12 protein-coding genes are annotated in these 14,725 nt (G+C 42.9%); 3 read left to right on the forward strand and 9 right to left on the reverse strand.

Annotated elements, in window-relative coordinates; translation table 11 throughout:
- Positions 1-342: 342 nt before the first annotated feature.
- The 3 genes from Q0I54_RS03110 to Q0I54_RS03120 form a co-directional block, all read right to left on the reverse strand.
- The gene (locus Q0I54_RS03110; protein WP_296116353.1) at positions 343-1,512 is read right to left on the reverse strand and encodes a DUF4317 domain-containing protein; all 1,170 of its coding nucleotides are present in this window, start codon (positions 1,510-1,512) and stop codon (positions 343-345) included.
- Positions 1,513-1,614: 102 nt separating this feature from the next.
- The gene (locus Q0I54_RS03115) at positions 1,615-2,502 is read right to left on the reverse strand and encodes a LysR family transcriptional regulator (protein WP_296116354.1); all 888 of its coding nucleotides are present in this window, start codon (positions 2,500-2,502) and stop codon (positions 1,615-1,617) included.
- Positions 2,503-3,292: 790 nt separating this feature from the next.
- Complete coding sequence (locus Q0I54_RS03120; RefSeq protein ID WP_296116373.1) at positions 3,293-4,234, reverse strand: ROK family glucokinase; 942 nt, start codon at positions 4,232-4,234, stop codon at positions 3,293-3,295.
- Between the two features lie 293 nt (positions 4,235-4,527).
- Here Q0I54_RS03120 and Q0I54_RS03125 point away from each other — a divergent pair, with 293 nt between their 5' ends.
- The gene (locus Q0I54_RS03125; protein WP_296116356.1) at positions 4,528-5,496 is read left to right on the forward strand and encodes a Gfo/Idh/MocA family protein; all 969 of its coding nucleotides are present in this window, start codon (positions 4,528-4,530) and stop codon (positions 5,494-5,496) included.
- Positions 5,497-5,516: 20 nt separating this feature from the next.
- Here Q0I54_RS03125 and Q0I54_RS03130 read toward each other — a convergent pair whose 3' ends face one another.
- From Q0I54_RS03130 to Q0I54_RS03140, 3 genes are all read right to left on the reverse strand, one after another.
- Positions 5,517-6,008, reverse strand: coding sequence for a hypothetical protein (locus Q0I54_RS03130; RefSeq protein ID WP_296116358.1), 492 nt, complete (start codon positions 6,006-6,008; stop codon positions 5,517-5,519).
- A 169-nt stretch (positions 6,009-6,177) separates the two neighbouring features.
- A complete protein-coding gene (metA, locus tag Q0I54_RS03135; RefSeq protein ID WP_296116360.1) occupies positions 6,178-7,092 on the reverse strand; it encodes a homoserine O-succinyltransferase in 915 nt (304 codons plus the stop codon).
- A 139-nt stretch (positions 7,093-7,231) separates the two neighbouring features.
- Complete coding sequence (locus Q0I54_RS03140; RefSeq protein ID WP_296116361.1) at positions 7,232-8,563, reverse strand: MATE family efflux transporter; 1,332 nt, start codon at positions 8,561-8,563, stop codon at positions 7,232-7,234.
- Between the two features lie 330 nt (positions 8,564-8,893).
- On the opposite strand from Q0I54_RS03140, the gene Q0I54_RS03145 reads away from it, so the two are divergent.
- Positions 8,894-9,619 carry an AzlC family ABC transporter permease gene (locus tag Q0I54_RS03145; protein WP_296116362.1) on the forward strand — a complete coding sequence of 242 codons (726 nt, stop codon included), beginning with the start codon at positions 8,894-8,896 and terminating at the stop codon, positions 9,617-9,619.
- Positions 9,609-9,914, forward strand: coding sequence for an AzlD domain-containing protein (locus Q0I54_RS03150; protein WP_296116364.1), 306 nt, complete (start codon positions 9,609-9,611; stop codon positions 9,912-9,914). Before Q0I54_RS03145 ends, Q0I54_RS03150 begins: the two co-directional genes overlap by 11 nt.
- Positions 9,915-10,050: 136 nt before the next feature.
- On the opposite strand, the gene Q0I54_RS03155 is transcribed toward Q0I54_RS03150, so the two are convergent.
- From Q0I54_RS03155 to Q0I54_RS03165, 3 genes are all read right to left on the reverse strand, one after another.
- Positions 10,051-11,205: an FprA family A-type flavoprotein gene (locus Q0I54_RS03155; RefSeq protein ID WP_296116366.1), complete on the reverse strand. Its 1,155-nt coding sequence runs from the start codon at positions 11,203-11,205 to the stop codon at positions 10,051-10,053.
- A gap of 234 nt (positions 11,206-11,439) precedes the next feature.
- The gene (locus tag Q0I54_RS03160) at positions 11,440-12,468 is read right to left on the reverse strand and encodes a tRNA-dihydrouridine synthase (protein WP_296116367.1); all 1,029 of its coding nucleotides are present in this window, start codon (positions 12,466-12,468) and stop codon (positions 11,440-11,442) included.
- A 24-nt stretch (positions 12,469-12,492) separates the two neighbouring features.
- Positions 12,493-14,547, reverse strand: a complete 2,055-nt coding sequence (locus tag Q0I54_RS03165) for a beta-galactosidase (protein WP_296116369.1) — start codon at positions 14,545-14,547, stop codon at positions 12,493-12,495.
- Between the last annotated feature and the right edge of the window lie 178 nt (positions 14,548-14,725).

Raw genomic sequence — 14,725 nt, forward strand, 5'->3', positions numbered from 1 at the left:
CTGTGGGCTCAGACACACTCCCGGAGGCGACATTATGCTCGCTCCGATAACGAAAATTGCTCTACCGTTTCGCCCTGCATGTCCGCTTTCACAGATTTATTCCTGCATTTCTACACATCAATACAATGCAACATCTAAAACTAACTATATATTATCTTATTACATATAATTTTACAGTAAATATTTTTATATGAAAAGAAAACCATTGTCCTAAAGTGGACATCTATTATCCAGCCAGAACCCTCTCTGTAGTCCTAATTCATTGTATTATATTCAAGTAGAACTCACGCGAAATTTTGTGCATGATTCTGGTTAGCGTAAGCTGACATATTCTTTTCAGAATTACTGTTCATCTGCACCTTGTTCTAATGCTTTTAATACCTCTTCGTCTCTCAAGTGTACATGAATGCCATTTACTTCTACTTCATCGGTCAGCGGAATAACCAGGCATGGCACACCGTCGATCATGCGTGTTTCTACCAAACTCGCCTGCTCCGGGCTTACTTTCACTGTCATCTGCGGTGTCTTTACCTCAAATTTGCGTGTATCGGAAATATTGTCTGCCATAACAGTCATCTGCGCACCGATTTCCTCATCGTACTGTTTTTCAAACTGCTCCAGATTTTCTTCCGGTGCTCCGCTGCGCTCTAAAAGTTTGCGCACCTGCATTTTATCCAGCTCCAACGGTTCTCCGTTTTCTTTCTGCTCCTCGATCATCTCATTGAGGTTTTCATGGATGCTGCGCACCACATCGTATACACATTCTTCTCCCAGTGTATCCTCAATAATTGCCTGGAAAGATTCTTTCTGCTGTGGTGCCGGGATTGGCTGTACACAGCCAAGCAGCTGTTCGGTAATATCCGGGCAAAGTTCCTTTGCATTTTTGGAATAATAGAGCAGACGATGAATGTCTGTATTACGATCCTGAAATGCCGGGAACAAAAATCCCTGCTCTGGCATGTCTACCAGCCAGTCACGAATTCGGTCCTCGATACTGTTTGTCTCCGCGTTATAGCAAAGCCCGGCTTTTGACAACGTTACCGGACACAGACAACACAGCACAAAGTTGTATATATAATCAGAGGCATCGTCCATTTCCAGACCATCGGATGTTTTCATCGGAATATCATAGGAACCATGCACCAGCAGAATCAGATAATTTTCCGGATGATAATACGTCTCAATGATGCGGTCATAAAAAGCATCCAGCATCACATCGTCTTTCAACTCACTGTCACGCAGCGCCAGCAGACTTTTCTGTGTGCCTTCGCCCATCTCCTGCTCCAATGGAAATTCCATATTCAGCAGATTTTTTCCCAACGTGCCAGACAGACTCTTCCGAAAAATATCCAGATATTTATAAACTTCTTCTTCCGGAAGGGATAAAAATGCTTCTTTGAACTGTACTACTTTATTTTTATCTGCGTCCACATAACAGCCGCAAAGACGGTTCAGACAACAGCGCTCTTTCGTAAATAACTTTTTAATTTCTGTAACTTCTTTCTTATTCATAATATATACATTCTCCTACCACTATTTTTCTATCATTAACCATTTGCCCAAAAAGTTTCATAAAAACTTCTATCTATTCGATAGTATTCTTTGAACTGCTTTCTATTCCGGCATAAACTCCTGCGTCATTTCAATAAATGCCTTCATCGCCGGTGACACCCACCGGTTTTTGCTGTAAATTACCTGCATCAGCATAGACAACTGGAATCCTTTTACGGAAAATAATGCGACTTTTTTCTCCCGCAATGCTTCTTCCAGTGTAAACCTCGGAAGCAGAGATACTCCCAGATTTTCGATAACCGCATCAATGATCAGACGTGTATAACCAATCTCCGTAATAGACGGGCGGCGTCCCCTCTGCTCTACCACATACTGTTCAAAAGCCTGACGGTAATTACAGCCTTCCTCGATCATAATAAAATTTTCCTCCAAAACTGTATCTAACGGAATATCTCTTTTTCCGGAAAAAGGATGGTTCGCCGGACAGAAAAACCGTATTTCCGTTGGCACCTCATGGGCTGTCACCCAGTTAATATGGTTGATTTTGTTATCTACCGTCAAAATCAAATCCAATTTTCCCTTGCCAAGCAGTTCCATACATTCCAGCGTCGTTGCCACCACCACTTTGACATTCACCCGTGGATAACGTTTCTTAAACTCCCGGAAAATAATACCATAACGGGAAGCACACAACGTCTCCATGATTCCAACACTGACTTCTCCGCTTGGTTCTTCCCCTTCTGCAAAATGCTCCAACGCCATGGCTTCACAGCGCTGCAGATTATAAGCATAATCCAGAAATTCCTTTCCGGCTGCAGAAAGCACCGCACTCTTTCCATTTCGTTCAAACAGAGATACTCCCAATTCCCGCTCCAGCGTCTGAATCTGCATCGTCACCGTCGACTGTGCATATCCAAGGTCGGATGCGGCTCTGGAAAAATTGCCAATCTCTGCAATTTTAATAAAGGTTTTTACATTTCGTAGTTCCATTTCCCCTCACCAATTACATTATATTTGTTCCACAATGCTATCCATACTCAGAAAAATTTCATTTCCGAAACATTTCAAGTCGAACGCACGTGAGACTTGGTGCATGATTCTGGTCAGCGTAAGCTGACATATTCTTCTCAGAATCATTGCACATCTACACTTCGTTTCGGTCGGCGCAAAACCATTGTCTCCCAGACAATGTGCGCCCTCGCGGAGCGTTTATCTCAGTCGGAGATTGAACTCAGACTGAGATGATTTTTATTGCAAAACGTACATTTCTCTCATGCTTCATTGTATCTGGAATCGTGATAGAAGTAAACCTTTATTGTTCATTTTTTTTGATTTCACCTATCACTTTTTTCAATTTTACAAATAGGTAACTATGTAGTATTCTAGTATCAGAAATTGAACGAAATTTCAAAATCACTTTTTTACAACTCTCAACAAACAATCAAAAAAGCCTGTCCATTGGACAGGCTTTTTTGATACCTTGATACCTTGTTTACGTATCACAAGTCAATTACCCGACAGCACAAATATTCAAGAATGCTCTCGGCATTCTTGCTGCTATACTACTACTACGTAGATGGAACAAAAATAAAAAGAAAAAACTCCAAGGCAAGGCGGTAGATTGATTTTCGTCATCGGAGCGAGCCTAGCCCGATTGCGTAAGTGTGTCTGAGGCTGCCGTCTTTGCAGCCGAGTTCACGAAAGCAATCGGAAATAAGCGGCGCAGCGCAGATAGAAAATCATTCGTGCCTGCATTGGAGTTTTTTCTTTTATTTTGTTCCTACTTATCAAAAATCATTTTCGCACAACCATACATTCCCGCATCATTTCCAAGGGAAGCCAGCACGAATTTTGTATCCTCGCAGGCATGGAATGCACGCTCTTTGAAGTTCTTCTGAACCACATCGATCAGAATCTGTCCTGCTTTGGACACACCGCCGCCGATTACGAACATTTCCGGATCAACCACGCAAGCGATAGAAGCCAGTGCGCCACCGAGAATCTTTCCAAGTTTCTCAACCAGCTCAATCGCAACAGCGTCACCTGCTTTTGCAGCGTCAAAAATATCTTTTGCAGTTACTTCCGGCAGATCACGCAGTGTGGTTGCCGCATCATCTGCTGCCAGACGCTGTTTTGCCAGACGAACAATACCGGTTGCAGAAGCATACTGCTCCAGGCATCCGCATTTGCCGCATCCGCATTTGTCGGTCTCTGTATCGGATACTTTGATATGTCCGATTTCACCGCCTGCGCCATGCACACCACCAATGATAGAACCGTTGATGATAACGCCGCCACCGACACCGGTTCCCAGAGTTACCATGACACCATTTTTGCAGCCCTGTCCGCCGCCTTTCCACATCTCGCCCAGTGCAGCTACGTTGGCATCATTTCCAACTTTAACCGGCAGACCGATTTTTCCGGAAAGTGTCTCAGCTACATCAAATGTACCCCAGCCGAGGTTTACACACTGGCAAACAACGCTGTCGTCTTTGACCGGACCCGGAACACCGATTCCGATTCCTTCCACCTCATCTTTGCTGATACCAGCTGTTGCAAGCTTATCCTCCAAAGATGCCACGATATCATCCAGAATAGATGCACCGTTGTTCTCTGTGTTTGTCTTGATTTCCCATTTGTCCACGATCACACCGGTATTCTCAAACAAACCAATCTTGCATGTTGTGCCACCTACGTCAACACCAAATCCATACTTCTTCATTTCTTTTACCTCTCGTTCTTCTTTTTTCAAAAACTCCTCATTGCCCTTAGTATAGCACATGTTCCGTCCCCGTCTCAATGCCGGATTTCCACATTTGCTACTGGTTTTTTGTATTTTTCTGAACTATACTAAGCACAGAAGTAATTTCATAAAAACAATGTTATGCTTCGTTTCTTGCAGCGATAAAATAATTTAAGCTGAATTCAAGGTGAACGCATATGGAATCAGTCGCCATTTACACCTTATAGAAACAGAGGCTTTTCGACAAATATTCAAACTATTAGGAGCACAATATGAAACTTGGAATTTTAGGAAGCGGTCTGATTGTGCGGGATGTTCTCCCGCTGCTGGCTGCCATGAAACAGGAAGGAAAAATTGAAGCATGTTATATTTTGGTGCGGGAATCCTCAGTGCAACGTGCCGGAGAACTTTGTGAAACCTATGACTTAAACGGTGTCTTTCTGGATTACGATGCGTTGTTGCAGACAGATATTGATACGGTCTACGTAGCTCTGCCAAACACCCTGCACTTTGATTTCACGAAAAAAGCGCTGGAATCCAGCAAACACGCCATCGTGGAAAAACCGATCACACTGACCACAGAAGAACTGCGGATTCTCCGCGAAACTGCCAAAAAACATCACGTTATGTTGATCGAGGCCATGAGCTTACATTTTACTCCGGCTTATCAGGCGGTACGAGAGACCTTACCACAACTTGGTCCGGTGCGCATGATCAATTTTCAGTTCTGCCAGTATTCCTCCCGTTACGATGCATTTCTGGAAGAAAACATCGCTCCGGCCTTTGATCCAAACTGTGCCGGCGGCGCCCTGATGGATCTGAACGTCTACAACCTGCATGCCATCATCGGATTATTTGGCAGACCGAAGGCATTTTCCTATCAGCCAAACATGCAGCGCGGCATTGACACCAGCGGCGTGGTCACTCTGGATTACGGCAATTACAAAGCTGTCGCTCTGGCTGCCAAAGACTGTCAGGCTCCGGTACATTCCACCATTGCCGGCGAAAAGGCTTGCCTGACCATTCCAATGCCGATGAATCAGATTTCTGCATTTACTATCACAGACCGCAAAGGAAATCTTCTGAAAAACTGTGATTTTAAGGAAAATGTACATCGACTTTCCTACGAATTTTATGAATTTGAACGAATGATCCGTGAACAGGATTTTGCAAAAGCAGATCAATTGCTGGAAATCAGCGAAATTGTGACAGAAATACTGGAAGCTCTGAGACCCTACTAGGGTTCAGAGCTTCCATCATTTTACATAAATTTCATTACTATGTACAATGTATGATTCTTTTTATCATTCAAAAAATAACACCAATTTTTTATTTTTTCGTTAAAACTATAGTATTGTTCCTCTTTTAACCATTCATCATACTCCACAGTATCAAACAAATTCTGTCCAAGAGAACTTATCTCCGTATTTATCTGTTCCATTTCCTTTTTTGAAAGCATACCAGAACCATGTCTCTGATCCCAAAATACATCCTGCTTATTTACATCATGACTTTTCAATTCCGTCAATGACATTGTTCCTCTATAGGATACAATTGCGTACACTTCTCCATCTCCACCAAATCCTTGATTGGACTGGATATCTGTCACATGCAGAAATAATGGTAATTTTTTTCCCCAGTTTGCCTTCACTGACATTCTAAGATTTATTGTCTTCCATTGCCACGCAAAAGCCAATGCTACACATCCTAATATAATTACTAATAAGTAATAATGCCGTTTTTTCTTTTTCATATCCTTTCGCGTCCTCTTTTATTCAATCAGCACTTCTTTCCCGCAAAAAGCAAATCCATAAAAGAAACATCCCAGCGTGCCATGATATCCTACTGCCATCTGCGCAATGATATCTGACGTACTCTGAGATGTTTCTTTCTTAATCTTTTATTCATCTGATATAGAATTTTTATTTATTTCCAATATCATATGGTGTGGTCTGGTATACATAATAATTCAACCAGTTTGAAAACAACAGCTGACCGGCAGAACGCCAGGTTACTATCGGTTTCTTTGTTGGATCATCATCTGGATAATAATTACACGGAATATGCGGGTTTAACCCTTTTTTCATATCTCGCTGATACTCCAGTTCCAGTGTGTTTGCATCATATTCCAGATGACAAAGCACAAAAAAGTTTTTGGAATCCGTCGTTTTCAAAATTGTCGGACCGCCCTTTTCGCTGTCAGCGATCAGTTCCAGTTCCGGGACTTTATCCACATCCTCCTTGAGGATACCGACTTCGCGGGAATGAGGCGCATAAAATACATCATCAAATCCCCGGAATAACGGTGAACTCTGCTTTAATACGGTATTCGTATATACACCGGAAAGTTTCTCCGGGTATTCCACGGTCGGAATACCATAATAATAATAGAGTCCTGCCAGAGCGCCCCAGCAGATGTGCATCGTAGAATGTACATGTGTCTTTGCCCAGTCCATGATCTTGCAAAGTTCTTTCCAGTAATGTACTTCTTCATACGGCACAAAAGCCAGCGGCGCACCTGTAATGATCAATCCGTCGAACCAGCGGTCTTTTACCTGCTCAAATGTCGTGTAGAATGATTCCATATGCTCGCTGTCCACATGCTGCGGTGTATAGCTGGCAGTCTGTAAAAATTCCACCTTGATCTGAAGCGGTGTGTTTGAAAGTTTTCGAAGTAACTGATTCTCTGTGATGACTTTTGTCGGCATCAGATTCAGAATCAGTACATTCAAAGGACGGATATCCTGATGCATTGCCCGATACTCCGTCATAACAAAAATATTCTCACTTTCAAGAACTGCTGTAGCCGGCAGTGAATCTGGTATTTTAATCGGCATATCCATTTCCTCCTTTTGTTAGTTTCAGAATTCTCCATTGAATCCTGTATGAAGACTCTCCGTGAATCTTCGCAGATGGTTCTATTCTATCTGTTATCCCCAAATAAATCAACACTTATTTTTTTCATAGTTCACTTACTCACGCTTCCTTTTTCAGTGTCCGCACTACTTTTACGATCAACGGAATCACCATGGCGATCCATACCATCGGCTCTGCCCAGATAATGCCCCAGTATGCAAACATCGGTGCAAATATAAAAGCAAAAATAATTTTTCCGGCAAGCTCAATGCAGCTGGAAAATACCGGGATCACACGGTCGCCAAATCCCTGCATAGAATTTCGCAATATTACGATAACGCCGCACACAGCAATAAAAGACATATCAAATTTCAGATACGTACTGCCCCAATAGATCACATCCGGATCTGTAGTGCTTGCCACAAACTGAATCAACTGTCCCGCCACAGTATGACAGATGATGAATACGATCACCGCCCAGACAACCACAATGATCAGAGATGATTTCAGTCCCTGACGAATTCTGTCAAAACGCTTTGCACCATAATTCTGTCCACAGTAAGTTGCCATGGCTGATCCCAGCACACTGTTTGGCAACGCTACAATCTCAAATACTTTTCTGGCTGCTGTGTGGGCTACGATTATAGTTGTTCCAAGCGTGTTGATGGCAGACTGCAGCAAAATGGTTCCAATGCTGACCAGGCAGGACATCAGTCCCATGGATAATCCACTCTTATACATTTCCATTGCCAGACCTTTATCCATTCTAAAATCTGTTTTTTTCAAATATAAAATCGGGAATTTCCTGAAAATCCGAATAAAACATAACACTACGGAAAGCAGCTGTGCCAGTACCGTTGCGATTGCCGCCCCCTGCACGCCCATCTTGAATCCCAGAATAAAAAGATAATCAAGGCCAATGTTGCTGACCGTTGAAACGATCAGGAAGATCAGCGGTGTAATGGCATCACCGATTGCCCGCAATGTATTTGCACACAGATTATAAAGCAGCGTAGCAAACAATCCGACAATGAGCACACTGATATAAGAATATGCCATTGTATACTGTGCTTTTGGCACATGCAACAAATTCAGAACCGGGTGAAGGAAAATCATCAGCGCTGCTACCAGCACTGCGGTTGTCACCATCCCAAGTACAATTGCTGATGCAAAAGATTTTTTCAGCTGTTCCCATTTTTTTGCACCAAAATACATGGCCGTAATCAGAGAAAATCCCAGCGTCAGACCATTTAAAAATCCAGTCATCAGCGTATGTAACGTGGATACGGAACCTACGGCTGCCAATGCTTCTGTCCCAAGCGTACTTCCTACGATTTTTGTATCTACCAGACTGTATAACAGCTGAAACACATTTCCCCAGAAAATCGGGATGGAAAACAACAGAATCTGTTTCCACGGTGTTCCTTCTGTCAGAGTTTTCGTTTTACTCATTTATCATGACTCCTTTCTCACATTGTCGTCCTCTATGTGAAATAACTTCATATCTTCGGCAAAATTGGTAATTCATTTTATTAAAAAATGTCCATTACCTTTATTCCTCATATTTTTAACTTTACTGTAACCTTAGCAAGTATAAAGATTTATTGGACGAATTGCAAGTGAAATGTTACACTGATACATGGTGTCCAGTTGATGAGCATTTCTTTTTGTAAAGCGGACATTCGCAATCCGTTTTTCACTACTTGCTCATGAACGCACAGGAGACTTGGTGCGTGATTCTGGACAAAATGTAGTGTATACAATCTACAAGGGGATAAGACAATGAATAAACAGAAAAACAAATATTACTACCTGAAAGGTATCAAGAATGGTATGCCGATCTGTCTCGGCTATCTGGCAGTTTCTTTCACACTTGGAATCACTGCCCGAAACGCCGGTATGACTGCCTGGCAGGCCATGCTGACGAGTCTTGCCTGTAATGCTTCCGCCGGACAGTATGCAGGATTTACAGTTATCGCTGCCGGTGGGACTTATTTTGAAATGATCTTGATGGAACTTGTGGCAAACGCACGGTATCTGCTGATGTCCTGTTCCTTAAGTCAGAAATTCTCTTCGGAAACAGGACTGCTGCACCGTATGCTGGTAGGCTATGATGTCACTGATGAAATTTTCGGTGTCGCAGTATCAGAACCCGGAAAACTGAATCCGTTTTACAATTACGGCATGATGACCGTGGCTATTCCGGGCTGGAGCCTTGGGACCTTTTTCGGTGTCATTATGGGAAACATCCTTCCGGCAAATATCGTAAGTGCTTTAAGCGTCGGATTATATGGCATGTTTCTTGCTATTATCATTCCACCTGCACGAAAAAACAAGATTATTGCCGCTCTGGTCACCATTTCTATGGTTTCCAGTTACATATTCTCCCGTTTGCCGGTGATTTCCAACATTTCATCCGGTATCCGTACCATTATTCTGACGGTAGCTATTGCAGGTATCGCAGCGGTGCTGTTCCCGGTAAAGGAGGAAAACGAACATGCAGCATAACATTTATATTTACATTCTGGTCATGTTTGCCGTGACCTACCTGATCCGTGTCCTGCCACTGACACTGATCCGTAAGGAAATCAAAAATAAAACCGTTCGGTCGTTTTTATACTATGTACCATATGTCACACTGGCAGTTATGACGTTTCCGGCGATCATGGAAGCGACAAACAGCCCGGTTGCGGGACTTGCGGCACTGATCGTGGGAATCATACTTGCATGGTGCGGACGGAGTCTGTTCCAGGTGGCGGTACTGTCTTGCGTGGTGGTGTTCGTGCTGGAATTATTCTTGTAATGTATTGATTAAAATTTAATAGTTTATAAAATGAAAGGACTCAGGCTATTTTTTCTTGACCAGCGATTATTAGCGGGCAAGACAAAATAGACAGAGTCCTTTTCACAACTTAAATTTTAACCACACAAAGAAGAAACTACAGAAGTTCCTCTGCCATAGCATCGAGTTCTTTCTCGTTTTCTTCACTTAAGGAAGACATGATTTTTACAGAATGCTCAAGCCATGTGATCTCTTTGCTCTTCTCAAACATGCCTGTCATCACGCGGGCAGCTGTCGGAGCCCAGGAACCATTCTCAATGAGACCAATGGTACGTTTCTGGTAATTACGCTCTGTCAGATGCTCGATGAATGTCTTCATAAACGGGAACACATCTGCATTGTAAGTTACACTGGCAAGAACCAGTTTTCCGTAACGGAATGCATCTTCTACTGCCTCTGCCATGTCCTCACGGGCAAGATCACATACAACTACCTTCGGGCAGCCTTTTGCTTCCAGCTTCTCTGCCAGCAGCTCTGCTGCTTTTTTTGTATGTCCGTAGACAGATGCATATGCGATCATGACACCTTCTGATTCTACGCCATAAGAAGACCAGATGTTGTACTTCTCAATATAATGTCCAAGATCTTCGGTCAGAACCGGTCCATGTAACGGGCAGATGATCTGGATATCTAAAGTTGCAGCTACTTTCAGCAGATTCTGTACCTGTGCGCCGTATTTTCCAACGATTCCAATATAATAACGGCGTGCTTCACAATCCCAGTCTTCTTCCACATCTAATGCGCCGAATTTTCCAAATCCGTCTGCAGAGAACAGAACTTTATCTGTGCTGTCATATGTTACCATAACTTCCGGCCAGTGAACCATCGGTGCAAATACAAATGTCAGCTCATGTTTTCCAAGGCTTAATGTCTCACCATTTTTTACTTCTACTGTTTTTCCGTCAAGGTTCAGTCCACGGAAGAAGTTTTTCATCATAGTAAATGTCTTTGCATTTCCAACAATCTGCGCATTCGGATATTTCTCTGCAAATACTTCAATATTTGCTGCATGATCCGGCTCCATATGCTGAACAATCAGATAATCCGGTGTTGCGCCATCCAATGCTTTCTCAAGATTTGCCAGCCATTCCTCACCGAAATTGCCATCTACGGTATCCATAACGGCGATTTTCTCATCACGGATCACATAAGAATTGTATGCCATTCCGTTCGGAACAATATACTGTCCTTCAAACAGATCCACTTCGTGATCATTTACGCCTACATAAATAATGTCCTCTGTAATTTTCATTGCAATACACTCCATATAATTTTACTGATTTATTTAATGGATTTTCCTACGATAATCATAGGAATTAGTCCAAGCTACTACAAGTTGCTCCTCACATTATAGTCAGAAATACAGACAAACGCAACCCATACTGCTTCTGTTTATAATCCTGTGCATAAATCAGTTTACTACAATACTCTTTCCTGAAGTTCTCCAATCCACCGGTGGCTATATCAGATGGGAAACATCTTACATCTAATGCACTAATTCCTGCTCTGAGAACAGCTGTTTTACAACTAATCTGTAATCAGACAAATGCTGTGCTTTTCGGATCTTTTTCTCATACTTCACGGTATTTGTGAAAGACCATGCCATATAAAACCATAGTTCTTTCATTTTAAAAAGTACATTTCGCTCCCCGGACATTTCCTGTGTATAATCTGCAAGCAAACGCTCGTGAAACTCCCAGAGACGGGCTTTTGAAAGTACTTCCGTCCCCCTGATTTCACCAAACAATGCCGGATTTGCCAGCACTCCACGTCCAAGCATTATGCCGGACAAATCCATTCCATCTTTTTTCACAGGCACACGATTTTCAGATAACGGATTGAAACTGTTTTCTTCCGCAAGATTTTTCTGTACATTTTCCGCATCTGATATCTGTTTTAACACCTGCTCATACTTGTCTTTGTTAAAAATATCCCCATTGTATACAACAGGATTTTTGGATTTTGACAATGCTTCCAGAAAACTTTCCATCCTCGGTGTGTATTTGTAGTAATCCGTCTGTACTCTTGGATGAATGATCAGTTCTGTCACCGGGAATTTGTTATATATTTCCAACAAATGTTCAAATTCTTCTGCATCTTCCATTCCAAGACGCGTTTTTAAGGACAAGCGGATATTCAACTTGCTGTATACTTCCTCCAGAAACTGCTCCAGCGCATCCGGTTTTGCCAGAAATCCTGCGCCCCGGTATTTTGTCACCACTGTACGGGACGGACAGCCCAAATTCAGATTGATTTCCTTATATCCAAGCTGTTCCAGCTCCTGTGCCGCTTTGAGAAATATTTCCGCATTGTTTGCCATCACCTGCGGAACCAATATGATTCCTTCGTTATGTTCCGGTGCAATATCCTTATATTCCTTCGGACTGATGCTGCGGTTCTGATTCGGTGCCAGAAACGGCGAAAAATATTTATCTGCTTTTTCAAAATAGTCTGCCTGTGCATTTCGGTAAATATATCCGCCAATTCCCTCCAGCGGTGCAAAATATAAGTTCATACTATCGTTTTTCCTTCGTTAATTTTAATTCTGATATACTTTTGTCTCGTACGGCTCCAGTGCGATCTCGCCTTCGCTGTCTGCGGTTGTATACAGATCTGTCATCCGCGTTTTTAGGGTGATGTTCTGTTTTTCGCTGCTATAATTCAGCACAAAAATGTACTTCGCATCGTTTTTCTCACGCACTGCGATCTCACAGTCAGCTGGCAGCTCGATCAGCTCTTTCCATGGATTGATCACTCCGGTATAAGTCAGAAATTCTGTCACATTCTGACGGGTAAAGGTGCCACCAAAGTGCAGTGTATAACCCTGCTGTGTGTTGGTGCGGATCAACGCCGGGCGGCCTGCGTAATAATTTGAGGTATATTTTGCAAGCACTTCCACATTGTCTCCTGCTGCAGCCAAAATGTCGTTAAAAATACCTGTCTCGATTTCTTTTCCGTTCCAGTCCATGGCCACCGGATCATCTGCCGGTCCCACAAAGGTAAATTCTTTGACATCGGTATGACTTACATTTGTCAGCAGCCCCGGCATTGGCTCCATCACGCAGTGACCATGCTTGTCTTTCTGTCCTGTACGGGCTCCGATGATCAGTTTTCCACCTGCTTTTACATACTCTTTCAGCACTTTCGCACGTTTTTTCGTCAGGATCAATGGATGCGGATAAATTAATACCGGATATTTTTTCAGTTCTTCCAGTTCGGTACTGTCTTTTAAATAGAAGATATCCATCGGTGTGTGACTGAGCTGTGCTGCCACAAAAATCTCTTTTTCACTCTTTTTCATCAGACGCTCATGCCATACATCCAGCTGTGCATCCCACACGTTGTCATAATCTTTGACTAAGGCAAATGCCGCTTTATATTCTGCACCGGTCACGCCTTCGATGGCCTGCACGCGATGCCAGATGCGGTTTACTTCTGCCAGTTTGCGGTTATAGCGATTATCATAATCTAAAATTCCATGCCAGTAAATCTCAGTTCCTACGGTAGCGGTACGCCAACGGAAGAAGCTGACATAATCAGCACCGTGTGCTATGCTCTGCATCGTCCACAAAGTCATCTGTCCCGGTTTCGGCGCTGGTGCTTCCATCCGTGTATTCCAGCCATTTGCGCCGGACTGCTGCTCCATAATGCCAAAATGCGGGCAGATGGAACGTACTTCCGACAGGTTTTTACTCCATTTCCGATCGTTGAGATCATCGGAATGCTTCGGATCCTCAATCAGGCAATATGCAAAGTTCGGATAAGAATCATAGGTCAGTACATCCAGACAGTCATCTTCCATCTTGTGGTTGTCCACATTGCCAAAAATACCATTTGTGGTAATAAAATCTTCCGGTTTCTTATATTTGCGGATGATGTCACTCTGCATTTTACAGAAACGGATCGTGCTGTCAGAAATAAAGCGATAGTAGTCTAATACCTGATGCGGATTTGTAGAATCGTGCACAGTGGTACGCGGCACATAAATTTCTTTCCAATTTGTATACGTCTGGTTCCACACAATAGTTCCCCATGCCTCATTCAGTGCATCCAGTGTCTTATATTTTTTCTTCAGAAATTCACGAAACGCAAGTGTGTCGCTCTCAGAATAGAACTCATCCACCTCACAGTTTAACTCATTGTCAATCTGCCAGCCTATGATACACGGACGCTTGCCGTAATGTTTTGCCACTTTTTTGACAATTCGGGCGGACAGTTCCTGATAGATTGGAGAGTTGTAATTATAATGGCGGCGCATTCCATGATAAAACGGTGTGCCATCCAGACGGCAGTTTAATACTTCCGGATATTTTTCTGTCAGCCAAACCGGCGGAGTCGCCGTTGGTGTGCCAAAGATAACCTTCATCTGCTCTTCTTCTGCCACATCCAGAAACTCATCAAAAAATTCATACGTAAATTCACCTTCTGCCGGCTCAACCTTATTCCAGGCAAACTCTGCAATTCGAATGGTAAAAATTCCATTTTCTTTCATGCGCCGAAGATCATCACGCCACATTTTTTTATCCCAATGCTCTGGATAATAGCAGGTGCCCAGTGAAAGTTTTTCCCATTTGAAATTCTGCTCCGCTCTCATAATAGATTCTCCTTTTTCAATACATTACATCGATTTACTAATCAGTTTAACCAATTCGGTCAGATACTATCATGATAGCATTTCGGAATATAGAAAACAATAAAAAAACTGAGATGTTCGATTTCTCAAACACCTCAGCGCCCCTGCCAAGAATCGATGCGACAGGATTTGAACCTGC

The sequence above is a fragment of the uncultured Eubacterium sp. genome (assembly GCF_934295145.1).
Classification (GTDB): domain Bacteria; phylum Bacillota; class Clostridia; order Lachnospirales; family Lachnospiraceae; genus Eubacterium_I.